We start from the raw sequence: 25439 nt of genomic DNA on the forward strand, positions 1-25439 counted from the left end.
TTTTTATTTTTTCAATAACGCTGCCACAATACTCAGATAAGAGTAGCGCGCTATTGTTTTGCTCGCAACTATTAGCCGTGAATATTTTATTTTAGCTTTTTTTACGTCGCCACACCGGGGAAATACCATGAATATTCTAAAAAATTTTACAATCAGACGCGTTGTCCTCTGGATCCTTATCGCTGCTGTCATGATTATCGCGTTAGCAGGCGCATATGGATCGTTCATCATCAATGAAATCGACCATCAGGCCAGCCGCAGTAACAGCCTGACTCAGCAGCTGGTTTTTCTTAATCGCGCCAGCTTGCAGGTGCAGGCTAACGCAACGGCTACGCATGCAGACATCGCCGCCCAGGCACCGGCAGAGGCTGACTGGCAGCGGTATCGTACCGCACTCACCAGCGCGCCTCAGGATTATCCCGCAGCGGCTCAGGAACGGCTTACGGCACTTGAACAGCAGCTTTCCGCTGATCAGGCACCGCTGCGCAATGAGCATCAGAAGCTGGTCGATCTCTTTCTGGTGACGCTGGCCGCCGTCACCGCGCTGCTGCTCTTTTGCGACCGTTATCTGGTGGTGCACCTGGTGCGACCGGTCGCGAAACTGCGCGCTCACTTCCGCGTGATTGCCGAAGGTGATCTGACCCGTGAACCCGAAGATCTTGGCAGGAATTGTGTCGGGCAAATGGTTCCTTTATTAAAAGAAATGCAACAAAGTTTGTTAAATACCGTTCTGGCTATTCGCGATAACGCCTCTGTTTTGAACTTTGAAGCGGGAGATATTGCGAAAGGGAATGCTGACCTGTCGAACCGAACGGCCACCCAGGCAGCGGCGCTGGAGGAGACGGCTGCCAGCATGGAGCAACTGACGGCCACCGTTCGGCACAATGCTGAAAACAGTCGTGAAGCGCGTGAGCTGGCAGGTATAACAGCCCAGACAACGCAGAAAGGCGAGCAGCTGGTTAAAACGGTAGTGACCGCGATGACGGGACTTGCCGTGGGGGCTGAAAAAATCCGCCAGTTTACTGCCACTATTAATGGCATCGCGTTCCAGACCAACATTTTGGCCCTCAACGCCGCGGTTGAGGCCGCACGTGCCGGGGAACAGGGGCGTGGCTTTGCGGTTGTTGCCAGCGAAGTTCGGTCGCTGGCCCAGCGCAGTGCCGAAGCGGCGAAAGAGATAGAAGGGCTGATTGCGGACACGGTCGCGCGCATTGGTGAAGGGCGCGGAGCAGCCGACAGCGCCGGCAGCACGATGGAAGAGGTCCTGCAGAGCGTGAGCAGCGTTAACGAGCTGATTAGCCAGATAGCGCTGGCATCCGAAGAGCAAAGCAAGGGCCTTTCTCAGGTGACGATCGCCGTTGCCGAGATTGACCGTGTGACGCAGCAAAACAGCACGCTGGTTCATAAGATATCGGCTTCAGCAGAGAGCATGAATAATCAGACGGAAACGCTGACCAGCGTGATCACGCGGTTTACGCTACCCGCGACGTCCCCAGCTCAGTTTTCCCCAGTCACGCCAGCACCGGCGAAGCGTCACATCGTCTCTGCACCGACCAAAGATGATGATGCGTGGGTCGCGTTTGGCCGTTAATTCGTGCCTGTCTCATAAGATATTAAGGGACTGGGAACAACCTGATACCTTATAAACGCGCTAACCTGCCGCGATGCCTTTTAAAACCCCGTATTGGATGCGGGGTTTTTTGTTTGCATTAAATAGAGCATTCCGTGATAAATATTTACTTACATAATAACAACACAGAATAAAAACCAAAATTTTGAGCCAGTTAAATATAAAGGCGTTTCGCTTAATCAAAATAAGCCGGGCTGAACTGACCCTCCTTTTAGAGATAAATAATCCCTACAGACGAGCTGCCCCCTGTTTGACATTTCAACAGATAAGATTAAAAATCCTTATGAAATGTGTGCTGCAACGGTTGCAGACAGATGTGTCAGCGGACACCGAAGGGATCGGCTGACGACCTGTTACCCTACTTTATCCACAGGGAGCCTGGTTTGGGAAATTCAATCGTCCGACGGCCCGTTACCGTCCAGAATAACGTGCGTGAACTGCGGATTGCCGCTGGCCTGTCGCAGGAAGGGGCTGCCGAACGCTTCGACCTGAGTTTGCGGGCATGGCAAACCAAAGAGGCCACCGCCAAGGTCGCCCTGCTGAGTCAGGGGGAGTATGAGCTTCTGCTGCTGCTTGCAGGGCGCCATCCCCATTACGAACTGGTGCCGCAACAGAAAAAATGACGATTTTTACCCTTTGAAAGCGTAAACACGGTTTTAGCTATGAAGTTCGCTCCTGAACGGACGATAATTGCAACATCGGGCACTATGTAAGAGTAGATGTCGTTATCAGTACAGGTTTCTGATCTCAGACATTATGCTGTACAGGCGGACCTATGTTGCGGCTTCAGGTTGATGTGTAGTGCGTTACCTGGTTCTGTCTGATTGCAGGCGTCCTCTTTTTACTGTGAGATGCCCGGCCACAGTATATGACCTCAGGAGGACAAACTCTGAAGCACTCAACTGAAAGCGGCTGTGAAGTCGCACGCTTGCGTGCGCTTGCCCAGTACCATCTGATGGATACGCCGCCCAATGAAGCCTTTGATCGACTGACTATCCTGGCGGCCAGACTGTTCAGCGTGCCGGTCGCATTTGTGTCGCTGATTGATGAAAAACGGCAGTTTTTTAAGTCGCGTTATGGTTTGCAAATCACAGAAACCTCGCGAAGCGTCGCGTTCTGCCACCACACGCTCGAAAGTGACGATATCCTTTGCGTTCCCAATGCGCTCGACGATCCCCGTTTCGCAAACAGCCCGCTGGTGCAGGGTTATCCTTTTATCCGGTTCTATGCGGGTGTGCCGCTGATTACGCCGGACGGGCATCGCATTGGTACGCTCTGTCTGACCGATAATCATCCACGCCCCGCGATGAGTACGACCGACCGTCAGAATCTGACCGATCTTGCCGCACTGGTCATGGATCGCATGGAAGTTCATCGTATGGAGGTGCTGCGTCATGCCAGTCAGCAGCGCCTCGAAGCCATCTCGATAACCTCGCCCGATGCCATTATCTGTACGGATTTGAACCGGGGGATTACCTTCTGGAACCCTGCAGCGACCAACATGTTTGGCTATGATGCTGAAGAGATGGCGGGTAAATACGTTGCCGGACTCATTCCGGAGCGCTGCCAGACGGATTACCGCAATGAGCTTGAGCGCCTTGAACATGAAGAGGCGGCTATCTCTGCGCCGCGTACCTTGCAGATCTGGGGCAAGCGGTGTAATGGGGAAGAGTTTCCGGCGGAAGTCTCTTTTTCCGGCTGGCGGGAGGGCATTGAGCGTTACATCGGTATGATCATTCGGGATGTGACGCTTCGTTACGAGAGCGAAGCCCGTCTGTGCGAGTTGGCCTCACTGGACATGCTGACACGGCTTGCCAGCCGAAGCGCCTTCATGACGCAGCTCAGCAAACTAACTGAATCAGGCGTACCTTATACGCTGCTGATGACAGATTTAGACAGTTTCAAAGACGTTAACGATACCCGCGGTCATGCGGCTGGTGATGCATTGCTTTGCCATGTGGCTGAGCAAATCCGCGCTGTCTGCACTCAGGCTATCGCCGCCGCTCGTCTGGGGGGCGATGAGTTTATCGTTTTACTGCCCTGCGGTAGCGATGAGGCGATGAAGATTGCCCAGCAACTCACCGCCGCGATTCAGACGCCTTTTCATTACATGGATTCGACTATAGCGGTCGGTGCCAGCACCGGGGTGGCCAGTTTTCCCCATCACGCGACGGATACCTCATCGGTGATGTCAGCAGCCGATCTGGCGTTGTACCGGGCTAAGGCAGGCGGCAAAGGCCAGTCAGTGCTGTTTAAGTCTGAGTTTCGTGAGGCGGAACTGGGGCGGCGTCGGTTTGAACGTGAGCTGGAAGCCGCCGTTCGCCAGCAGCAGTTTGTTCTGCATTATCAACCGCGGTTTGATGCCCAGAATGGCGAGTTAATCGGCTGTGAAGCCCTGGTACGCTGGATGCATCCGGCGCGGGGCCTGCTGTTTCCCGCTGATTTCATCGATATGCTGATTAAAAGCCCTTTGTCCATTACTCTGGGGACGTGGATTGTTCAGTCTGCCGTCAGTCAGGTTAAGCAGTGGCGTGCGCAAAATATGTCCCTGCGGGTCAGTATTAACCTGTTTCCGCGCCAGCTAATGGAGGCTGGCCTTGAAGAGGTGATCCGTCAGTGTGCCGGCGATGACGCAGGTTTTATCGACCTGGAAGTGGACGAACCCTTGCTGACCAATACTGTGGACATCAAATCGCAGGTTTTAGAAGCCATTCAGGCGACGGGAGCATTATTGATCGTTGATCACTTTGGCCGAAGCCTTGCCTCAATGAGCCTGTTACAACATCGCTGCGTCGCGGGGCTTAAGATTGATAAATCACTGACTCTGCAACTGGAGAAGAGCAACAAAACCCGGCTGTTAATCAACGCTATCGCGTCACTGGCTAAAAATATGGGGATTACGGTGGCCGCCGAGGGCATTGAGAACGACGCACAGCACGCGTTGATTTGCGCGGCTGAATGCGACGTTTTGCAGGGGAATCAGACGGGCTCTCCGGTCAGCGCACCCCGGTTTGAACAACTCTATCTCACCCCGTTGAATTAAGCCTTCGCCGTGTTCCCGCCAGGGATAGCGTTTCACTGTGCCTGGCAAACCCCGCCAGGCACTTATTGACCCTACGCATGACAAAAAACCGGCACCGCAAGGGTGCCGAAGTAAGCAACATGTGGTCAGGACAATCATTGTGATAATCAACTCACATTACCCTTATCGGCTTGCCAGGCAGAACATGGAACCGGCCCGATAAGACTTTGCAAAAATGTGATATGAAGCTTAATTCTTACTGTCAGACGGCACTTATCAGCAAAAAATTAGAGACGTATTTCAGCTATAGAAAAAATTTGTCCGATTTCGACTGGCGACAATTCAGATGGTGAACTAATTTAAAAACGCTGTTTGGAAGTCATTTAGGATTTCCCTGAGAACTCCGGCCCGACCCTTTAACGAGGTGCGGGCATTTTTTTTGTCGGCGTCAGGGGGTTTGCATTTTGTCGTAAAGCGTAAGGGGGGAGCTCGCCCTCCGTAGCGCATCTGAAAACCGCTACTCGCACTGTGCTTTACAGCAGAGCGCAGCGAGGGAGAGACGGATTCCGACGTGATGTTACGTAGAGGGCGGTGTTGGGTTTGACGTGCTCATTGATGGAAGCACGGTTTAGCAGGTGTTATTGACTGAATAGCATGGCCAGTAGTTCACGATAATGCAAAGCGTCTTCCTCACAGGTGGCTTTTTCAAGATAACCGATGAGCTTAAGACAGATGATCCGTCGACTGACGGGCTTATTCTCGCGAAGTATTTCAACCGCTATCCTGCCCAGCGTTTCGAGCTGGTGGGGATGATCAATCTGGCTGAAATAGTGGGCCAGACTGCTGGTTTTCCCCGAAGGTGGTAAACCGTTCTGGCGCATAGTGTTCCCTTGAGTAAAGTAGGAAGAGTTGTGCGCAAGTTAACCGATCCTGGGGGCTGCTGTACAGCAGTATTACCGATCGTGCCCTAACAAAAATCTGTGCCGTTTGGCTTACTTTCTCTGGGCCCGGTGTGACAATGTCTGCACGACGCTGAGAAACACGAATACCGGCATACCCGCGCATATTTTTTTTTCAAACTCACCGCGAAACCTGCCTGATTTTTTGAACGTTGCAGGAGGGGGAAATTGGGCTGGTCACCTCGTCGGGAAATGTTATCCGCAATAAATCCTGTCTTCTGCATCGGTAAAAAAATAACACTGCATTGAGTGTGGTTTTGTAAACTGTGATAAGCGGGCGCTTAAAAAGTGACAAGTGAAATTATCAGATGAAAATCATAAAATAAAGCAGGTTATAGGGTTAAATGCTGCGCAGATTGCCTCTTTAAAGATGTCGAGACGTTAATGACCACCGACCCGCAAGCCTTGCAGCGTCAGGCTTGGTTCGACCATTTTCAGCCAGGCTGCGCTTTAAGAATAGTCTTTTACAGGATTTTAGTAAGTAAATTAACCCACAAAATGATTGTTTTTCATCAGGTTAAAAAAAGCATTTAAAATATAAGATATTCGCACCTGTAAAATATTGTTCTGATGGCCAGGAAATATTTTTGTCATCTGGCCTCGGGTCACTAAAATAGCTTATGTAGTAACGATGTAATTTATAAAGCAGGAGGATACAGTGTTATTTCATGACGATGAGAAAGAGCACGTCATTCTTGGTGAAGCCGTGGTCAGCCTGGCTCTCGGTGAGAAAGAAATAAGTTTTGATACGCTCATCACAGAGCTCAACCAGATGGCCGAAGAGGAAACCTGTGACAACAGACTGGCAGAGATTTTTGCTGCCCGTAGCTGGCTGAAACAGTTCAGGCAGTCGCATGCCCGCCCCAATGCGAGTCTGAGGTGGCTTATGTCGGCGAACCAGAATGAAAACGCGAAGCGCAATGATGATGTCATCCGATTCCGTTCGGATGAGGACGATGACAGATAGCTTCGCTGCCAGAGACTTGTACAAGGTTCACCTTGCGACATGAAACAGGAATGTCTAAGACAGTCTTTGCCTGTTAAAGAGTGGGTAACGTTCTAAAGGTTAAGAATCTGATACTCACGCAAGTAATTGTTATACAGGGCATAGCACTTTATGCACAATTCCCAGCGCAGGGAATAAACGGAATTCCTGTACAATTTTCCAGATGTTGTATAAGTTTAGTGGGCAAGGCTTGGTTATAGTTCACTCAATTTCACATCTGGGGGTTTAGCATGCATCAGAACGAAACCACTACAAACACCGTCCGTGATATTGCGCGCTACTTCGGCAATGACACGCAGCCTTCTGAGAAAGAGACGCTGGGTCAGGTCATTCTTGAGATCCTGCATGCAGGTAAAAGCCTTAACCGTAAGGCCATTTGCAGCGCGCTGATCCGTCGCCTTAGCCAGTCGACCGGGCCTCAAGAAGAGCAGCATTACCAGAAACTTATCGGCATGCTTTTTGACCGCTGAGATTCGTGCCGCGTTGCGTTAAAGGGTAATAACGTCTCGCAGCATCAATCTGATCGGCCAAATTAGCAGGTCATTAGAAGCCTGAGCGTTTGAGGCTGGTTTGCCCGGTTGTATGGGCACAATGTCATCAGAGGTGCGGGTATGCTGAAAGACAAACTTGAGAAACTGACAGAGCACATTATGGGCGAGGCGGTGATTGCGCTACTGGACAGCAATGACAGAATCAGCGGTGCAACTCTGGCTAACAGGCTAAAGTCTATGCTCAGAGATGAAAAGGATGCCGGGCGGCAAGAGGCCATTGAAAAGGTGCTCGCCGAAGTGCAGAGCGAGTTTGCCTCCGCGCGTGATCCCGTTGATTCTGCGGCGCTTGCATTCGGTCAAAGCGTCCCGGACAACAGTCGCAAGCATTAAGGCTCGTCTCACGCCTTTTCAAAAAACTTTTTTACTATGCGTAGTGCAATCATCACTACCCAGGACAGACACGTCTGTATTTCTGCCCGCTTCGCGGCATTACCACGTGTCCACTAAATTGACATTGATTAAGAAGAGCATCATGCAGAACACCATCGACACTCAGCAAAGCACGACCGAAGCGGAAATTATGCGCCTCTTTCGCGGTGCGGGCGATAAACTTGAGGCTGAAAGTGAAGTGCTGGATGCAGTGATCCGTAATATTGTCATTCAGGGACAAAAAGTGACCAGCAAGGCCATTATTATCAATCTGATTGCCGAGCTGGAGAGTACAGAAGATGTTGTACAGCTGGATGTATTGCGGAGTTGCCTTGAGATTGTGGTCGGCCGCACGTGCTCTCAGGAAGAACAGGCATAAGGGCAAAAAACCGGGTTCTGTTCTGAGGCGTTAGCAGGCCTGGCGATATAAGGTAACACCCGGCAGCGAGCTGAGTGACTGTCTCTCAGTGGAGCTGTCTGGAGAGCAAACGGATGGCTTCCTCGCAGGCTCGCTTTTCACCTTTATCGGAACTTTGCTGGCTGAAGTGGTGCAACGAACTGAGTATGTCCTGCAGGTGTATTTCCCCATCTGGCCTGAGCAGATGGGCAACTATCCTGCCAATCAGGGTATAGATATCTTCAGTGGCGGTCTCGTCGCTCATGGGGCGGTTATCCGCCAGAGCAGTGGCTTCTGGATTATTACTGTCATTGTTTCGATATTATAAATTGTCGTTCAGACGGTAGACCACTCACAACGTGTAAACGGAATGTCCAGCCGTGTTGCTCAATACTTAGTGAAGCTGATGAAGATTTGCCGGATGAGGTTCAACCCCGTTGTTCTCGGCCGGATGTAACAGCATTTCGGCGCGTATCTCCTCCATCGCCCGCAAAGCCGCTCTGAGCCGGGTTTCATCCCGCTCGATGTCCAGAAACTGTTGCAGCCTCTCAAGGAGAATGCTCCACGAGATAGCCGCATCCTCATTCAGTAGCTGCGTCACCATCTCACCGATGATGATGTCCGTCATTTTTTCGTCAAAAACGTTGTTCATATTCTCCCCGAATGGCGATTCTCAGACCGGAAGGTTAGCACAGCTTAGCCCAACGGGTAGGTGCTCTATATCAAAATGAGAATGCACCGATGGACCGCAACAACCCCAGCCTTCGGACATTAGCAGAGTGCCGTTGACCGCTTACTGTTTTTTTACGGCGAACAGAATAAGTTTCTTTCGGTAATCATTCAATTAATCATCCGTGTGATTTCGCTGTTTTTCTGGTCGAAAGTTGCCTGGCTAACGCCGGGCATGAGGGATTATAACGGCCACTGCGCCAGCCAAAGGCTGACGGCAGTGGCAAAAGGAGAAGATTAAGCGGTCCGGAACACAGAGACCATGTCGCGCAGATCGCTCGCACGTTTTGCCAGCTCGTCAGCAGAAGACGCCGACTGTTCAACCAGCACGGCGTTTTGCTGCGTGACCTGGTCCATCTGATTAACCGCAATATTTATCTGGCTTACGCCGCTGCTTTGCTCTTCAGAGGATGAGGAGATATCGCGAATCAACTGAGACGTCTGTTCAATTGCTTCGACGCTCTGTTTTACTTTGCTGCCGGCATCCTGCGCCAGCATTAAGCCCTCATTCGAATGCCCAACAGACTGCTCAATCAGGCCCTTAATTTCTTTCGCTGCGCTGGCCGAACGCTGGGCCAGCGCCCGGACTTCAGCGGCAACCACGGCAAAACCTTTGCCCGTCTCGCCCGCACGCGCTGCTTCCACGGCCGCATTCAGCGCCAGAATATTCGTCTGGAAGGCGATGCTGTCAATAACGGAGGTGATTTCTTCGATTTGCCCCGAACTGCTGCGAATTTTTTGCATAGTAGTCATTACAGAAGTCATCGCTTCGCCGCTCTTCAGCGCTGCGTTAGTGGCTGAAACCGCCATATCTGATGCGTAGCGCGTGTTGTCAGCATTCTGCTTGATGATTGAAGAGAGCTGCTCCATGCTGGCCGCGGTTTCCGCCAGTGAGGCCGCTTGTTCTTCAGTTCGGGAAGAGAGGTCGTTATTCCCCATCGCAATCTCTTCAGAGGAGTTTGCGATGGTTGACGCATTGTTTTTAATATTCGATACCAGAAGCGCAAGACGTTGCTGCATTTGCGAGAGCGCATTGAGCAACTCAGCAATTTCATTTTTACCTGACACGGTAATCGTCGTCGTTAAATCACCGGCGGCCACTTTACTGGCAAGTAAAACCGCTTCTTTTACCGGACGGGTAACGGACCGGCTGATCATCACCGCCACACATACGGCCAGCAAGGCCACGGCGATCAGTGAAGCCAGCAATATATATTGTGAACGACGACGTTGGTCGATTTGGTCGTTCAGTGTTTTTCCCAGCTGCTGGCTGAGTTTCATACCAAGATCGTTATAAGTGTTAATAGCCTGGGTGAAGTCTTTGACATATTCAACAGGGGTAATTTGAACACGTTTTGTAATAAAGACATCTTCAGCCAGTTTAAGGACGCTGGCGGAACGTTGGAAGGCATCATTCGCCAGCGCGGTAAATTCAGATTTGAGATCCGGCTCTACGGCAAACGCTTTATTTAACACATTACTGAATTTTTCCAGCGCCGCATTACCCCCTTCAATCTGGTACTCCATCGTGCCGCGTGAAGAATCGGATGCGTTGTCACCCGCGGCAATCACAGAGGTACCGCTGGCTCTGATGCGTCCAAGCGTCTCGGTCAGTTCAGGTAACCGACCATAGATACTCATGATAAGTTGATACGTATTGAGGTCCGCGTCCAAAGAAAGACCATATAAATCAAGAATGTCCTGGTTGGTGTCCAGTAAGTTCTGAATCAGCAGCGCGTGATGCGAAAGGCTGGTAGCCAGCGTCAATTTACCCGATGCAACATCTTGCTGAAGCTGAGACCAGGCGGCTTTGACGCCGTTGAAGCGCTGGGTCGGCTGCGCACTGGCATCATACTGGCGTAATTCTGCGGCAATAGTATCTGTCAGGGTATCTATCTGAGAGGCAAGTGCCAGGCGCGGCGCATTATCAGGTTTATTCAATGAAATGGCGATTGCACTTTCAGCCCGGTGACGCTGAATCAGGTTAAGCAACGTCAGGATATCTTTTTCGACCGGTACGCCCTGCAGCTCTTGTTTCTTCGCATCAATAGCCTGATTACCCGTCTGGATAAATAAATAGGTGGGAAAGACAAATAATACCAACGCGAAAATCCCCAGGATCAGGAATTTAGTCGGCAGACTAATGTTATTGAGAATGTTTTTCATTTATTGAATTCCAGGTGAAATGGTGTTTTTTGATGAATGCCATCAAATATTATTTGTGTAATTTATTTATAATAATCTTTGTTAAATTTCTATTTATCAAGGCCTTGCGCGTGACTCTAGGTCACTATGTGTCTGTTGAAATGCGCAGGGGAAATTCTACTTTCCATAGTAGAGGAGATTATAGAATGTGGTGTGTTATTTTCCACGTTAGAAATGCACAATATTTTCTTTTGGATCCGGTTAAGCCAAATTAATATTTTTTCGATAACCTCAGGCTAATCATAAATAGGTATGTCCGGGGTTGTGATAAATGAAAACCTTTTCATTTATTAAAAAATACAAAAACAGTAAAGTTTTTAAAAAATGTGCCGATAATATCCCCGTTTAATTATTCTGTGTGTTTTAAAAAAGCGCCCTTGTCGGGATGCTGGCATGCGCATGCATAAAAATTAAAGTGATAACGCTTAACGCGACTCAGTTTCTCTCGCGCAGCGCTAATTATGAATGGCGGCAGTCTGGCTCCTGTTATCTCACCCGCAAACCCAAACCTCAATCCAAACCCAAACCTCAATCCGAATCCAAACCTCAATCCGAATCCAAACCTCGATCCGAATCCAAACCTCAATCCGAATCCAAACCTCAATCCGAATCCAAACCTCAATCCGAATCCAAACCTCAATCCAAACCCAAACCCAAACCCAAACCCAAACCCAAACCCAAACCGTCATCGCTACCGGTTTCGTTGCCATGATCGCAGCGGTGATCGTCAGGCACAGCCAGTAACTTATCCTTTCGTTATCCTGTCCGTTGCACAAACCCACTCCCTGGACAGTCTGCGGGTCTTCCTGACCGGACAATCGCGGCTGACAGCAAAAATCCATAGCGTTAAGCCCATCAATCAGCAGAGTATGCCGCAGCAACGACGTTTTATATTATTTTTCTTAATCGAAAAGGAAGCATGGAATATTTTTTAATAAAGGGTTGGTTGGTGATATTTATTTTTTCATGGCGCGATAGAATATAAATTCGCATTCGTCAAATTATTACAGGAAATTATTATAATAACATAATTATCAATGACTTACATTATTATAACTATTATTTATGATTTTTTTACTGTGGTTTTTATTATTTCAACCGATACCTGTTTCCTAACATAAACAGGAGTCCCCATGAAAATCTCTACGCGTCTCACTATCAGCTTTGGCCTGTTGATTACGTTATTCATTATCTGCACCTCGGTGGCCTATAACGGCCTGAATAATGCCCGTAATGGCATGGACAACGCCGTCAATGTCAAAATGAAGAAATACCGTCTGGGGATGGAAATGTACGGCGGGTTACGTGATATGGCCGTCATCGTTCGTAACCTTGCCCTGCTGACCGAAGCCGACCAGATGCAGAAGGAATGGCAGCGTATTGTCACGCAAAAAGCCCGTTATATTGAAAACCGCGAACGGCTTGCTGCCATGGTCGCCGAAGATTCAACCCCGCAGGCCCGGGAAGCCTTCGACAAGATCGTCAGCAGCGAAGGCCCCGTTCTCGCCGTGCTGGATCACGCAGGGCAGTTAGGCCTGCAAAATAAACAGCAAGAAGCGATAAGCTACCTGATAAAAACGGTCAGGCCGCTGCAGGGCCAGTTGCTGGAGGCCCTCAAGGAAATGACGAACATTCAAATGGAAGACAGTGAGCGGTCGGTTGAAAACACCAGTCAAAACGTTCACAGAGCAACCACAATCTTAATGATTCTGGCCTCGCTTTCCGTGGCGATTTCAATTGCGGCGGGCTTCATCATTACCCGAGTATTGATGCGCCAACTGGGCGGGGAACCGGCCCAGGCCCAGGCACTGTCTGCGGCCATCGCCAGCGGCGACCTCACAGCGCCAGTCATACTCCGCCACAACGATTCCAGCAGCCTGCTTGCCTCGCTGGCTAACATGCAGTCCAGCCTGCGAAGTCTGGTTACGCAAATCAAAGAATCGGCAGGTTCGGTCGCCTCCGCCTCGGACGAGATCGCCCAGGGCAATACTGAGCTGTCATCACGCACTGAACAGCAGGCCGCAGCCCTGCAGGAAACGGCGGCCAGTATGGAACAGTTGACCGCGACGGTGAAAAGTAATACTGCCAGTGCTCAGCATACCGCCACCGTTGCCAGAGAGGCTGCAACCCTGGCACGCACTGGTGAGTCAGAGGTGCAGTTGATGTCTCACACCATGAATGAAATCGCATCCAGTGCTACCAAGGTTCGTGACATCACCGGCGTGATTGAAAGTATCGCGTTCCAGACAAACATCCTGGCGTTGAACGCCGCTGTCGAAGCGGCGCGGGCGGGTGAAGACGGACGCGGATTTGCCGTTGTTGCCGGCGAGGTCAGAACGCTGGCGCAGCGAAGCGCCACCGCAGCTAAAGAGATTAAAGAACTTATCGAACGTGCCGTAGAGCAGGTGGACAGCGGCGTGCACGTCGCGGCCGGTACGGGTGAAAGCATCTTAAAAGTCGTGGGCATGGTGAACGAACTGGCGGGCGCAATGGATGAGATTTCGATGGCGTCCTCGGAGCAGATGCAGGGCATTTCTCAGGTCAGCATTGCGGTCAGCCAGATGGACGGGGTCACCCAGAATAACGCGGCACTCGTCGAAGAGTCTTCGTCTGCTTCGCAGTCCCTGTCTGAACAGGCACATTCATTACGCGGTATGGTTGAGGCATTCAGAGTGTAACGACGCGCCGAAGCGATGCGTCACGCCTGGCTGACCGTTCATTTATGCGGTCAGTCAGGCTATATGCGCCTGCGGCACGCAATGTTATAAAATCAATAAACAGCAGTTTTACAAGCGCTTATTGAGGATTTCTCCCGCCGCTGGCCGGGAGGGCCTGGGCTGTAAGGCAAATTCAGGCTTCCAGTGCGGGTGATTTTTTGTGTAAAGTAGTCAGCTGAACAGGGCGTTGCCTGAGATGACCCGGCAATGTTACTGCAGTGCCTTGCTGCAGCCAGCCCATGCTGATAAGGAGTTTTTAACCGTCATGCGTATCACGCCACCCTGAGTTTTATCCCTTCCCTGTCGTCCCGATCCCATTCGGACGCACCTCATTGACATCCCGTCTGTGGATGTGACGCTTTCTGTCTGAAATCTGCCCTTTTGGGCGAACTGCATTCAAAATTTGAGAAAATACTATGTTGCTGTCCTCGACGAGTAAGGACTGGCTGGGTAACGTCCGTGGTGACGTGCTGGCTGGTATTGTTGTCGCGCTCGCGCTGATTCCTGAAGCGATCGCTTTTTCTGCCATCGCGGGTGTCGATCCTCAAGTGGGTCTTTACTCCGCCTTCTGTATTCCGGTTGTCATGGCTTTTTTTGGTGGGCGTCCGGCGATGATTTCCTCATCCACCGGCGCGATGGCGTTGCTGATGGTGACGCTGGTCAAAACGCACGGGCTGCAGTATCTGCTTGCCGCATCGTTGCTCACCGGCGTACTTCAGGTCATTGCGGGTTACTGTAAACTCGGCAACCTGATGCGCTATGTGTCGCGTTCGGTGGTCACGGGATTCGTTAATGCGCTGGCCATTCTGATTTTCCTGGCACAGTTGCCTGAACTCACTCATGTCACCTGGCATGTTTATGCGCTCACCGCCGCCGGCCTGGCGATTATTTATCTTTATCCACTGTTCGACAAAACACTGCCGTCACCGCTGATCTGCATTGTGATTCTGACGGCAGTTTCATTGTTTCTGCACCTGGATGTGCGAACCGTGGGCGATATGGGCAAACTGCCTGACAGCCTGCCCATTTTTCTGCTTCCCGACGTGCCTTTGAACATGGACACCTTGTTGATCATTTTGCCTTACTCCGCAGGTCTGGCCGTGGTTGGCTTGCTGGAGTCGATGATGACGGCGACCATTATTGATGACATGACGGACACCGCGAGCGACAAAAACCGCGAATGTAAGGGGCAGGGCATTGCCAACATCTGTACCTCCTTCATCGGCGGAATGGCAGGCTGCGCGATGATTGGTCAGTCGGTGATCAATGTAAAATCAGGCGGTCGTGGACGGCTTTCCACACTCACGGCGGGTATCACGTTGCTGGTGATGGTGGTGTTTCTGCGCCAGTGGGTATCTCAGATTCCCATGGCGGCACTGGTCGCGGTCATGATAATGGTTTCGATAGGTACCTTCTCCTGGCGTTCGGTGGCGACGTTACGCACCCATCCTCTCTCAAGCAGCGTCGTCATGATAGCTACCGTCCTGGTCGTGGTTTTTACCCATAATCTTGCCTTTGGCGTCATCGTGGGCGTGCTGATTGCTGCATTAAATTTTGCCACCAAAGTGGCACGCTTCATGACGGTCAGTTCCACGCGATCAGGCGATTGTCGCCATTACGCCGTTACCGGGCAGGTATTTTTCGCCTCCGCCGATCGCTTTGTCCGCAGCTTTGACGTTCAGGAGGATCTGGAAAAGGTGGTGATTGACGTAACCCATGCCCATTTCTGGGACATCACGTCTGTTAACGCGCTTGATCGGGTGGTGGTTAAATTCCGTCGGACAGGGGCGGATGTCGAGATTCGTGGCATGAACGAGGCGACAAAAACCGTTGTCGATCGTTTTGGCGTACATGACAAACCCGAAGAAGTTGAAAAAGTCTTTGGCGGACATTAACCGCATCGGGCCTGATGTTCAGGCCCGCTCTTTCTGTCACGCCGCGACACACTGGAGTTTGCACGAATGGAACCGGGTTAGCAGCATTGCAGGTGCACTGTTCACTATTATGGTCATATCGACGCCATGGTTTGGTATTTCTCTACCGGAACAAGGCAGATATAACGGTAATGACCGAGCATCTGGATCACCTAGCGAAGCCGGGAGTCAACGTGCTGACCCAAAGACAAAAGGCATTAATTCATCTTTTAGCTTCTCAGGGCGAATGGCGCTCGGCAACAGATATTGCCCGGACGCTGAAGGTTTCAGCCAGTACGCTGCGCCGCGATGTGGATTCCGTTAATCACTATTTCGCCGACAAGGAGAGCCGAATCCTTAGCAAACCCGGGTTGGGATTGTTGCTGGAAAATGGCGTCGCCTTACCTGTGGAACTGCATGGGGAAGAGGTAAAAGGTTTGTTGAAAAATAAAAGGCTGGTCGCCATCACAACAGACTTGCTTACCTGTTCTCCATCACCGCTCACGCTGAGCGCATTGGCGGAAAAATATTTTATCAGCCGCTCTTCCATCGTGGCAGATTTACGAAAAATAGAGGTCTGGTTAACGCCTTTTTCACTGCGCATTGCGCGTAGCCATAGCGGAACCTGTATTACCGGCAGCGACCGGGATATTCGTCTGGCGCTGAAAGAGATTATTACATTCAGCGTGATGAGTGGTTACCCTGTCGCCGACAGCCGCATCGATCGTTTTTCGCGCGTTCAGCTGGTGGCGGAGTTTGGCAGTGACAATGTGGCCTGCTGCATTAATCTGATCACCTACATTGAAGAGGCGCTGCACTGCGCCATTAGCGAGCCCTATTATACCAACCTGTTTTCCCATCTGCTGGTGACGATTAAAAGAGCGCTTAACGGCACGCCACCCGCGCCAGCGGAGTCGGACATGGCAGGTTACAACAATCACGAATGGTCAGTCGCCCGGCAAGCGGTCAGATGGCTGGAGGAAAATTACGCGGTCTCCTTCGCGCCCGTTGAGGTTCACTATATTTATCAATACCTCATCTCGTCGGGTCGGCATCCGTTTAGCGCCGGTTTTCCCTCTCCATCGCACTACGACGAAGACGCCGTGAACTACGCCACGACCTTAATCACCCGGCTTTCTTCGTTATTAAGACAGAATATTGGCAGCGACAGCGTGCTGCTTAACGCGTTGGTGTCACATGTGAAGCCCATGCTTAATCGGCTGGCCTACCGCATTGTTATTCACAACCCGTTGCTGGACGAGATACGTAAAGAATTTGCCGCGGTATTTAACGTCGTCAAACAGGCCGTGTTGCACCTTAATCAGCAGTGGGGGCTTCCGACAGCGTCGGATGATGAGATTGCCTATCTGACTATTTACATTCAGAACGCGTTAGAAAAGTGTCATGCAACTAAACGCGTCATGCTGGTGTGCTCCAGCGGCATTGGTACATCTCAGCTGCTTTCCAGCCGAATCAGCCGGGCCTTTCCCGAATGGGAGATCGTGGATATTGTGCCGGGTGCCCGCCTGAACGAAGCCATTAAGAAAGTCAGGTGCGATTTAATTATCTCCACGATCAGACTGGAGGAGACTGAACATCCTGTGGCCTATGTTTCTGCCCTGTTTTCAAACAGAGATGTTTTGCGGGTGATGGAGTGCCTTAATAAAGAAGATAATGCTAACGGAGTAACGGATGCATAATAAAATTGTTGTGGCCGATCTGTTAAGTCAGACCTGTGTTTTTATGAATCTAAATGCAAAAAATAAAGATGAGGTTATTGAGAAATTAACGCAAAGCTTGTGTGAATTAAATATTATCAGCAACAAAGAAGGTTTTATTCATGACGTCATGCTGCGCGAAGCATTAGGTTCTACCGGCTTCGAAAATCAGATAGCGATCCCGCATGGAAAATCGCAGTGGGTGAACGAAACCCGGATCGCGGTAGCCAAACTGGCGTCCCCCGTGGAATGGGAAACCATGGACGATTCGCCGGTCAGCCTCGTGATTCTGTTTGCGGTTAAAGAAGCCGACAGCGGCGCGGGACATATAAAGCTACTGGCAAAAATTTCAATTGCCCTTGGCGATGATGAAGTCGTTGAGGCATTACTAAACGCACAGACAAAAGAGGCCTTATTTAATTTATTAGTTAATAACACCCAGGAGTAAGCCTTTCACCGGGAGGAAAAATGAATATTATTGCGATTACCGCCTGTCCCACAGGCGTAGCACACACTTATCTGGCGGAAGCCAATTTAAAAAAGAGCGCAGAGAAAAAAGGCATAACGATCCTTGTTGAAACACAGGGTGCCGTTGAAAGTGACTATATTTTCACTGAAGAGGATATTAAACGTGCTGATATCGTGCTTATTGCCGCGGATAAAAAGATTGATTGCTCCCGCTTTATCGGCAAAAGCATGATTACCGTGTCCGTTACCCGAGCCGCGAGAGATGCCGCTGGATTACTGGACGACATTTTATCCGGAGCCTTAACCGGCGAAATCTGTTCCGCCTCATCAGAAGACGTAACCTTGCAGGGCAGAGACAAAGACAAAAAAGCGGCGCTGTCGAGCATCTATGTGCATCTGATTACCGGCGTCAACCTGATGATCCCCTTTGTCGTGGCTGGCGGGATATTAATTGCCCTCAGTTTTTCTTTTGGGATCACTGCCGCCACGCCAGGCGATCCCCTCTATAACCCCATTGCAAAGATGCTGTCCGATATTGGTGGCGGTGCCGCTTTTGCGTTAATGCTGCCGATTCTTTCACTGGGCATCAGCAAGTCGATTAGTGGCAATATGGGGATTGTGTCGGGCGCGGTGGGCGGCATGTTAGCCATTCATACCGGATCGGGTTTTCTTGGCGCCTTACTGGCGGGCTTTATGGCGGGCTACATCACGCTGCTCGTGGTGAAGTACATCAACTTACCCAAGGCCATTGCCGGACTTAAACCCATTCTGATTGTGCCACTGTTAAGCGTGTTCCTGACCGGTGCGCTGATGATTCTGGTCGTCGGCCAGCCCATTAAGCTTCTGTTACAGAGCCTGACTACCTTCCTGACGGATATGGGAAATGCCAACGCTGCTATCTTCGGATTGCTTATCGGAATGATGGTGGCTTTCGATATGGGCGGGCCACTTAACAAAACCGTCTGTATGTTCGCGATTGGATTGATGTCGACCGGAATCTACGAACCCATCGCAGCATGCATGGCTGCGGGAATGGTTCCTCCCTTGGGCATTGCCCTTGCCACCACCCTTTTTAAAAAGAAATTCAGCGTTCAGGAGCGCGAAACCGGCAAGGTCACCTACGTGCTCGGCCTCTCTTTTATCACCGAGGGGGCCATTCCGTATGCCGTGGCGGATCCGCTTCGCGTCATTCCCGCCATTGTGGCGGGCTCGGGGCTGGCTGGCGCACTGTCAATGATGCTCGGCTGTGCTTCCCGCGCACCGCATGGCGGGATCTTCGTTATGTTCATACCGAACGTCATTACCCATGTCTCAGCCTACCTGTTTGCCATTCTCGCCGGTGCGCTGTTTACCGCACTGATCCTCAGAGTGATTAAAAAAGATCATCCGCAACATTTACCGCAGGAGTGAATTATGTTGATAAATATGAAGGCGTTACTGAAGGTGGCGCAGGAGAATCAGTTCGGCGTCGGTGCCTTCAACATCGCCTCCGCTGAGTTTGCCCGGCTGGTCATTGAGGTGGCGGAATCCCTGCAATCTCCCGTCATCCTGGAAGTGCATCCCGATGAGCACGCTTTCGTCGGCGACAGTTTCATCGCCTATCTCAGGGAGCTGGCGGTTAACGCTTCCGTGCCGGTGGTGATTCATCAGGATCACGGCCAGACGCTGGCGCATATTTTAACCGCCATCCGCACCGGCTATACTTCGGTCATGATCGATGCCTCAGGCTTGCCATTTGAAGAGAATATCGCGCTGACGCGTGAAATCACCGCCATTGCCCACAAGGTTAACGTCTCGGTAGAAGCCGAACTGGGAACGATTGGCGTGGCAGAGGGGAGCGCGGAAGGGGGGCACAGTGAAATTCTCTATACCGATCCCGACCAGGCGGAGCGGTTTGCCAGAGAAACCGGAGTGGATACGCTTGCCGTGGCCATCGGCACGTCGCATGGTTTGTATCCTGCGGGTAAACAGCCTGTACTGGATATTGACCGTCTCAAAGCCATCAGACAGCGGCTGACAATTCCGCTGGTTCTGCACGGCGGCTCGGGCAACAAAGACAGCGAGGTCGCGGAGTCGATTAAGTATGGCGTAGGGAAAATCAATATCTCCAGCGATATGAAGAAGGCGTTTTATGTCGCGCTGCAGGAAGAATTGCAGTCAAACGGACATGAACCCAGCGCACTCTACGTGCGCCCGATGGCGGCGGCGAAAGCCGTTGTCGAGCACAAAATGCGGCTTTTCTCTTCAGCGGGGAAGGCCGGACTGTATTAAGCGTTAACGCTGGCGGTAACGGGCGAGCCACGGTTAAACCTGTATCGACCGGGGAGCCAACCTCAGCGATCAGCAAGCCGCTTTAGTGGGAAACCCTTGCCGCTAAGAGCGGAGCGGGCGGCCTGAGGCAGGCGGCCCGCGTTGTACCGCATTCTGTGAGTAACGCTGAGGCCGTGATAAGGCGTTGCCGTGCGCACGACGCCGGTTTATTGAATCGTCAGAACCACGCGGCCAATCAGCCTGATATCATCAATCCCGCAATCAAACGCTACGCCGATGCCGCTGACGTGCACTTTCCTGACCGGAATGCGCGTTAGTGTCCTGACGCTGGCGGTTCCTTCAATTTCGACCAACCAGACGCCGTCATGCATATCTTCAAAATCGGTATCGATGATGTACTGGGTGGTTTCCGCCAACAGTAAGAAAGCACTGCGCGGTTCCTGTTTCAATGGCGCGTATAACGCTTTATCCAGCATCACATAACCCGCTTCCTCGATTTTGCCGCTGATTAGCTTTTTTCTAACCAGCGTGGGCGTGTCGGGTTTGCTTTCAGAGAATTTTGAGCCTTTGCCTGTGATCAACCATTGCAGGTCTGCGCCCGTTTCCATCACGCACTGTAAAACGATATCTGAAGGAAAAACATCACGTTTATAGCGTGCAGACAGGCTACTTGCTGCAATTCCAAGGTGATCTGCAAGCTGCATTTTCATGGTAAAGCCGTAGGCATCGACAACGCGATCCAGAGCTTCTGCGCTCGAGTTCGGAAATTTGAAATTAGTATAAACGCTCATTTTTATTGACACTTAGATTTAGTCTAAGTATCCTCCAGTTTAAGTTAGCCTTTGAATGATGCAACAGGGTGCGGCTTTATCTGATAACTCAAGATTTTGCCTGATGAGGCTCATTTTTACAATCATCAAGCCAGAACCTTATTGTCGCAATGAGATGCAGGGCTAATGCAGTCAGCGCACGTGGAGAGGCGCGTAAAAGCGCGCTTTCAGGGTCGAAAGCGCTCTCAGGCCGCGGCTGGCGCAGCAACGCGCCCTGCCCGGGGCAATCTGGGGGGAAACCGTCTGCGCACCTGCCGTTTCGCTTAATGCTTAACGAGCGTCATGGATGAGACAGGCGCGAATCCGCCGCCAGTAAAACGTCACTGTAACAACGATGAGGGTATTGATTCGTCAAAACCCGCTGCAACGTTTTCGGAGGAGCCTATGAACCGCACCGTCCAGGTCATCAGTCAGTCATCTGCCGGGCCACGTTTCACCGCAGAGCAAGACTGCCACAGCGAAAAAATGACGTTTGATGCGTTTCGACAGCACTGGCGCTTGCTGCGCGATCACAACCGAAACCCATCGCTTCGCTATTTTAATCGTCAAAATGATGACTTTAAATTTTGCGTATTAACCCTGGCTAACCGCGACTGCCCGGGCATGTTCAGGCTGGAAGACATTGGCAGGCCTTTCCAGTTTTTTGACCAGGCACGCCGTGAGCACATCATTTTAGCAATGAATAAGCTGGCCCGCTGGGGAAACATGTTGCCGCGTCAGTTCTCAACGGCTGACTGCTTTCTGCCTGAATAAATAAATCACCCCTGAAGTGATGACGTAAACCCGTCGGGCATGCCTTTGCCCAAAATCTGGAGAGAAATGATGAATACCGAGACACATCCAATGAACGACGCCATGGCCTTTACCCTCAATAAACTGCTCGATAATGAGCGTAAAGCCTGCGCGCTGGCCGTGGCGAAGCGGCTGAGTGCGATGGCAGCGCACATTACGCGGCAGACGCTAAACGGCATCGAAGCAGCAGAGCTGTTGCGATCTGAAGCTGAGCGTTATGAAAACGAATCAGGTGAGATGCGCTAATGGCAGATGCAATCGATATTGCGCAGCAGCGCAGCGAGGAAATCCTGGCGCAAAATATCGCGCAGGTTACGCAACGTCCTGTGGCGATCGGCGCCTCGTTCTGTGAAGAGTGCGACGCACCGATTCCTGAAGCGCGCCGTCGTGCGCTGCAGGGCGTGACCCGCTGCCTCTCCTGTCAGGAGTTGAGCGAGCTGAGAGCACGTCTTCACTACGGGAATACGCGATGATGTCGTTCGCTTACCCGTGGAACGCCCCGCGGCTGGCGATAGCCAGCCCGTATCTGACCCATGACCAGCAGCAGCAGCGTCATCGACAGATTGCGGCGTGGTTGCACGGACAGAAAATTCTTCGTGCCCAGCCCAGCATTGTCCAGATGGACGTGAAGCGTCGTCTTGCCAGTCTGGAGCAGCAGCAGGGAACAGCCCGGGCCAATGCCTACTTAGCAAAAACCTTTGTTGAGCGCACATTGCCACGTGTTGACGCTGTTAATCGACGTTATCAACTGCATGATATGCGCACGGGCGTTGTCGCACAGCTGACCCGCAGCATGTCCTGCCCGCAGGGCGCAGCCAGAGCCGCCGGCACGCTGTGGGAACTGATGAAACGCTTTAACCGCCTTCCGGATATGTCCCGTGCCGACACTGATGTGTTGGCAGGGGATATCGCGCATTTCATTCACGCGGAGCTGGTGCAACTGCACACTCACGCCCAAACCGATACGGACTACCGTTATACCCACAGGCTGTATATGACCGCGGCGGTGATCACCCGTGAGCTGGGTCTGACGCCGCCTTTATGGGAAACCGTCAGCGCCCGCGTATTCTGCCCTGAAGCGGTGACCTCAGCCATTCTGCGTATGCAGGCGGAAAAATGGTGGAAAGGCCAACTGCGTCGTATCAGTGCCTTCTGGCGTGAACATCTGCATATCGCCCTGGCGAACGTCAATAAAACGCATTCCCCTTATGCCAGCCTTATGGCCGTAGCGGAATGGCGTGAGCAACGCCGCCGTACCCGTGATTTCCTCCAGGGAATGGATCTGGAGGATGAAGAGGGCAACCGCATCAGCCTGATTGAAAAATACAACGGCAGCGTAGCCAATCCGGCTATTCGCCGTGCTGAACTGATGACGCGTATTCGTGGCTTCGAAACCATCTGTCAGGATATGGGCTTTCGGGCCTGCTTCTACACGTTAACCGCGCCGTCACGCTATCACGCGACCTTGCAGAGTGGTCACCGTAACGCTAAATGGACGGGGGCCAGCCCGGCCGAAACACAGCGCTATCTCTGCTCACTCTGGCAAAAAGTGCGGGCCAAACTGCACCGTGAAAAGATCAGTATTTTTGGTTTACGGGTTGCGGAGCCGCATCATGATGGCACGCCCCACTGGCATCTGCTGATGTTTATGCGCCCTGAAGACGTTAATCGCGTAGACGAGATCCTGCGCCATTACGCCTGCCAGCAGGACAGTGAGGAACTAGACAGCCCAAAGGCGCGCAAAGCCCGTTTTCACGTCGAAGCGATCGATCCGGCGAAAGGCAGCGCGACCGGCTATGTTGCCAAATATGTTTCTAAAAATATTGACGGCTATGCGCTAGAGGGCGAGCGGGATAACGAGAGCGGTAAACCGCTAAGAGAGACAGCGATGGCGGTGTCGGCATGGGCAGCACGCTGGCACATCCGCCAGTTTCAGTTTATCGGAGGTGCGCCCGTAACAGTTTATCGCGAACTTCGCCGCATGGCGGACACCGAAACCGCGCATGGCCTGAGCGTGGAATTCGCCGCGGTGCACGATGCGGCCGATGCCGGTCAGTGGGCCGACTACATCAATGCCCAGGGCGGCCCGTTCGTTAAACGCGACGCGCTTGCGGTGCGCACCTGGTACCAGCCCGCCGAAAGCTGTAATGCGTTTGGTGAGGAAATCCAGTCAATTAAGGGCGTTTACGCCACTGCTGTTGGTGCTGATACGCCAGTCCTGACGCGGTTAAAGCTATGGAAGCTGGTGCCCAAACGTGCTGAAGATGCGGGCGACGAAAAAAGCCAGTCCGCTTCGTTGTCTTGGAGTTCTGTTAATAACTGTACGGACCCCGTAAGCCGTTTTTATGCCGGAAGTGAGGTATCTGGCGATCTGCACACAGATCCGTGGCGCAGAGGTCACCAAGGCGAAAGGGCTTCCAGGTTTATCTGCCGGGCTTCGCCTTTACGCATTCCTGGCCCTGTTTCAGGCCACGACAGAGGCGATGCTTCTCCTGCGGCCCAGCCAACGGTGAGGATTTCTTTTTCGCCCTGACGTGACGAAAAGGCGGAGTGAAAACCTGCTGTTTTGGATGGATAAATGAAGAAAATCTATTGATTTTTCTTACGCTTCTGGCGTGAGTGTGCCTTCACCTGTCTGGCAGGCAGTACAACAAAAGTTGATGCCTATCAACATGATATAATTTTTTACGAACTATCTTAAAACGCTTCCACAGTTAATGAATGCTATGATACTGTATGTATGTACAGTATTTATTTTGGGGGAGGGAATTGTGGGAAATGAATTACATGAGCGAGTCATGCTTGAACGCGTCGAACTTATCGCCAGGCTTACCAGTGAAGGAGCCTGCCGGGAGCGTGACAGGGAAATCGCGTTAAATTTGATCGCTGAAATCGCTGCGAACTACACCCTTTCCGATAACCACTTTTCTGTTGTCTTTGCGGCGACGCCATTAAAAAAATCATGATGGCGACGCGTTCACTGTGACATCAGGACGGTTGTCCGTTGCCTGAGCCATCTTAACGGATGAGAGGGTTCAGGCGCGGGCAACAGCAAAACCGGGCCAGTGCGTTTTATCGCTGACATTGCGTCATGACCGACCGAAAACGCCGGGCATCTGCTGCCTGCAGGCGTTTGCAGCAACCCCTGTTCGCCAGGCGTAGTCTTCCCCCACCTTTACTGAATAACGTTATCCCGGCCGCTTTCCTGTCAGCGTTCGCGGCAATCTTTTGGTTACTGCCCCTTTCCTGTTGCTGGCTTACGACCTCTCCCGGTCGTCGCTGTGAAAGCAAATACGCTCACGTCATCCCAGCGCTTTCGCGACCCTTCCATCGACGCCCGCATTCAGGGTGTAACCCTCTGCCCGCCCAGCCTTGAGCGGACGGCCTTGCGTTGAGCAAGCGCCTGCTGAGGCACACACTACTTCTGACAAGCGGCAGGCACAGCAATCTCTGGATCGCTCTGCGCGAAGGCCAATGCACATCGCGTATCCGGGTTATCCGGATTCGGCTTCAGGGCGGTTTGGTGGCCCGACGGTGCAATTCTCTGAACAGGTTTCTGTTGGCCAACGGGGCCTTTATTGCCTGTCACCACGACAGCGGATGTTCTCAACTTATCGCCTACTCGACCATGGCTTTTACGCTCATAAGGGGCCAATCAATGCTGATTTACGCACAACAGGAAGAAACCGTTGATGAGATCTGCTGGCGTTACTACGGACGCACGCAGCAGGCGGTTGAACAGGTTTATGCCGCCAATCCTGGCCTGGCAGAACAAGGCCCAACATTACCGCACGGATGCAGAGTGGTGTTACCGGAGCTGCCTCAGGCGGCCACGGGTGAAACCCTCAATCTGTGGGATTAG

25 protein-coding genes are annotated in these 25439 nt (G+C 51.8%); 21 read left to right on the forward strand and 4 right to left on the reverse strand.

Translation table 11 applies throughout. From position 1 onward, the window contains the following. Positions 1-127: 127 nt before the first annotated feature. The 3 genes from DFO57_RS10245 (at position 128) to DFO57_RS10255 (ending at position 4673) form a co-directional block, all read left to right on the forward strand. Positions 128-1591, forward strand: a complete 1464-nt coding sequence (locus DFO57_RS10245) for a methyl-accepting chemotaxis protein (protein WP_110015320.1) — start codon at positions 128-130, stop codon at positions 1589-1591. Positions 1592-2013: 422 nt separating this feature from the next. Then, positions 2014-2253 (forward strand): hypothetical protein, encoded by a 240-nt coding sequence (locus tag DFO57_RS10250; RefSeq protein ID WP_014604946.1) that lies wholly within the window; start codon positions 2014-2016, stop codon positions 2251-2253. Positions 2254-2498: 245 nt separating this feature from the next. Next, on the forward strand, positions 2499-4673 hold the full coding sequence (locus DFO57_RS10255; protein WP_110015321.1) for an EAL domain-containing protein: 2175 nt from the start codon (positions 2499-2501) through the stop codon (positions 4671-4673). Between the two features lie 617 nt (positions 4674-5290). Here DFO57_RS10255 and DFO57_RS10260 read toward each other — a convergent pair. After that, positions 5291-5533: a hypothetical protein gene (locus DFO57_RS10260; RefSeq protein WP_014594670.1), complete on the reverse strand. Its 243-nt coding sequence runs from the start codon at positions 5531-5533 to the stop codon at positions 5291-5293. 736 nt (positions 5534-6269) lie between these two features. Here DFO57_RS10260 and DFO57_RS10265 point away from each other — a divergent pair. The 5 genes from DFO57_RS10265 (at position 6270) to DFO57_RS10285 (ending at position 8262) form a co-directional block, all read left to right on the forward strand. Further along, positions 6270-6578 (forward strand): hypothetical protein, encoded by a 309-nt coding sequence (locus DFO57_RS10265; protein ID WP_015699467.1) that lies wholly within the window; start codon positions 6270-6272, stop codon positions 6576-6578. A gap of 269 nt (positions 6579-6847) precedes the next feature. Continuing rightward, positions 6848-7087, forward strand: coding sequence for a regulatory protein YcgZ (ycgZ, locus tag DFO57_RS10270; protein WP_014604948.1), 240 nt, complete (start codon positions 6848-6850; stop codon positions 7085-7087). Positions 7088-7228: 141 nt separating this feature from the next. Beyond that, the gene (locus tag DFO57_RS10275; protein WP_110015322.1) at positions 7229-7498 is read left to right on the forward strand and encodes a hypothetical protein; all 270 of its coding nucleotides are present in this window, start codon (positions 7229-7231) and stop codon (positions 7496-7498) included. A 142-nt stretch (positions 7499-7640) separates the two neighbouring features. Continuing rightward, a complete protein-coding gene (locus DFO57_RS10280; protein ID WP_015699468.1) occupies positions 7641-7916 on the forward strand; it encodes a biofilm development regulator YmgB/AriR family protein in 276 nt (91 codons plus the stop codon). A gap of 88 nt (positions 7917-8004) precedes the next feature. Beyond that, positions 8005-8262 (forward strand): hypothetical protein, encoded by a 258-nt coding sequence (locus tag DFO57_RS10285; RefSeq protein WP_019104875.1) that lies wholly within the window; start codon positions 8005-8007, stop codon positions 8260-8262. 66 nt (positions 8263-8328) lie between these two features. On the opposite strand, the gene DFO57_RS10290 is transcribed toward DFO57_RS10285, so the two are convergent. Further along, positions 8329-8586 carry a hypothetical protein gene (locus tag DFO57_RS10290; protein ID WP_024471114.1) on the reverse strand — a complete coding sequence of 86 codons (258 nt, stop codon included), beginning with the start codon at positions 8584-8586 and terminating at the stop codon, positions 8329-8331. A gap of 314 nt (positions 8587-8900) precedes the next feature. Then, a complete protein-coding gene (locus tag DFO57_RS10295; RefSeq protein ID WP_110015323.1) occupies positions 8901-10829 on the reverse strand; it encodes a methyl-accepting chemotaxis protein in 1929 nt (642 codons plus the stop codon). Positions 10830-11329: 500 nt separating this feature from the next. Here DFO57_RS10295 and DFO57_RS22590 point away from each other — a divergent pair, with 500 nt between their 5' ends. The 7 genes from DFO57_RS22590 (at position 11330) to DFO57_RS10330 (ending at position 19955) form a co-directional block, all read left to right on the forward strand. After that, positions 11330-11803, forward strand: a complete 474-nt coding sequence (locus DFO57_RS22590) for a hypothetical protein (protein ID WP_146206686.1) — start codon at positions 11330-11332, stop codon at positions 11801-11803. Between the two features lie 198 nt (positions 11804-12001). Beyond that, complete coding sequence (locus tag DFO57_RS10305) at positions 12002-13546, forward strand: methyl-accepting chemotaxis protein (protein WP_013027297.1); 1545 nt, start codon at positions 12002-12004, stop codon at positions 13544-13546. 455 nt (positions 13547-14001) lie between these two features. After that, positions 14002-15480 (forward strand): SulP family inorganic anion transporter, encoded by a 1479-nt coding sequence (locus DFO57_RS10310; RefSeq protein ID WP_110015325.1) that lies wholly within the window; start codon positions 14002-14004, stop codon positions 15478-15480. Between the two features lie 212 nt (positions 15481-15692). Next, the gene (locus tag DFO57_RS10315; protein WP_233255858.1) at positions 15693-17198 is read left to right on the forward strand and encodes a transcription antiterminator; all 1506 of its coding nucleotides are present in this window, start codon (positions 15693-15695) and stop codon (positions 17196-17198) included. Further along, a complete protein-coding gene (locus tag DFO57_RS10320) occupies positions 17191-17664 on the forward strand; it encodes a PTS sugar transporter subunit IIA (protein ID WP_013027294.1) in 474 nt (157 codons plus the stop codon). Before DFO57_RS10315 ends, DFO57_RS10320 begins: the two co-directional genes overlap by 8 nt. Positions 17665-17684: 20 nt before the next feature. Then, positions 17685-19094: a PTS fructose transporter subunit IIC gene (locus DFO57_RS10325; protein ID WP_015699473.1), complete on the forward strand. Its 1410-nt coding sequence runs from the start codon at positions 17685-17687 to the stop codon at positions 19092-19094. A gap of 3 nt (positions 19095-19097) precedes the next feature. Then, positions 19098-19955 (forward strand): ketose-bisphosphate aldolase, encoded by an 858-nt coding sequence (locus DFO57_RS10330; RefSeq protein ID WP_014594662.1) that lies wholly within the window; start codon positions 19098-19100, stop codon positions 19953-19955. A 206-nt stretch (positions 19956-20161) separates the two neighbouring features. Here the strand turns inward: DFO57_RS10330 and DFO57_RS10335 are convergent, their stop codons facing one another. Further along, entirely contained in the window at positions 20162-20746 is a 585-nt protein-coding gene (locus DFO57_RS10335; RefSeq protein ID WP_015699474.1) for a phage repressor protein, read from the reverse strand. 423 nt (positions 20747-21169) lie between these two features. On the opposite strand from DFO57_RS10335, the gene DFO57_RS10340 reads away from it, so the two are divergent. From DFO57_RS10340 to DFO57_RS10365, 6 genes are all read left to right on the forward strand, one after another. After that, entirely contained in the window at positions 21170-21538 is a 369-nt protein-coding gene (locus DFO57_RS10340; RefSeq protein WP_014604958.1) for a hypothetical protein, read from the forward strand. A gap of 66 nt (positions 21539-21604) precedes the next feature. Next, complete coding sequence (locus DFO57_RS10345; protein ID WP_014604959.1) at positions 21605-21823, forward strand: DUF2732 family protein; 219 nt, start codon at positions 21605-21607, stop codon at positions 21821-21823. Further along, the gene (locus DFO57_RS10350) at positions 21823-22050 is read left to right on the forward strand and encodes a TraR/DksA C4-type zinc finger protein (RefSeq protein WP_013027288.1); all 228 of its coding nucleotides are present in this window, start codon (positions 21823-21825) and stop codon (positions 22048-22050) included. Before DFO57_RS10345 ends, DFO57_RS10350 begins: the two co-directional genes overlap by 1 nt. After that, on the forward strand, positions 22047-24110 hold the full coding sequence (locus DFO57_RS10355; protein ID WP_110015326.1) for a replication endonuclease: 2064 nt from the start codon (positions 22047-22049) through the stop codon (positions 24108-24110). The genes DFO57_RS10350 and DFO57_RS10355 overlap by 4 nt, the downstream gene beginning before the upstream one ends. A gap of 265 nt (positions 24111-24375) precedes the next feature. Next, complete coding sequence (locus DFO57_RS10360; RefSeq protein WP_227008678.1) at positions 24376-24543, forward strand: hypothetical protein; 168 nt, start codon at positions 24376-24378, stop codon at positions 24541-24543. A gap of 692 nt (positions 24544-25235) precedes the next feature. After that, positions 25236-25439 (forward strand): tail protein X, encoded by a 204-nt coding sequence (locus tag DFO57_RS10365; protein WP_014604961.1) that lies wholly within the window; start codon positions 25236-25238, stop codon positions 25437-25439.

It is taken from the genome of Pantoea sp. AG702, from assembly GCF_003182295.1.
Taxonomy (GTDB): Bacteria; Pseudomonadota; Gammaproteobacteria; order Enterobacterales; family Enterobacteriaceae; genus Pantoea; species Pantoea ananatis.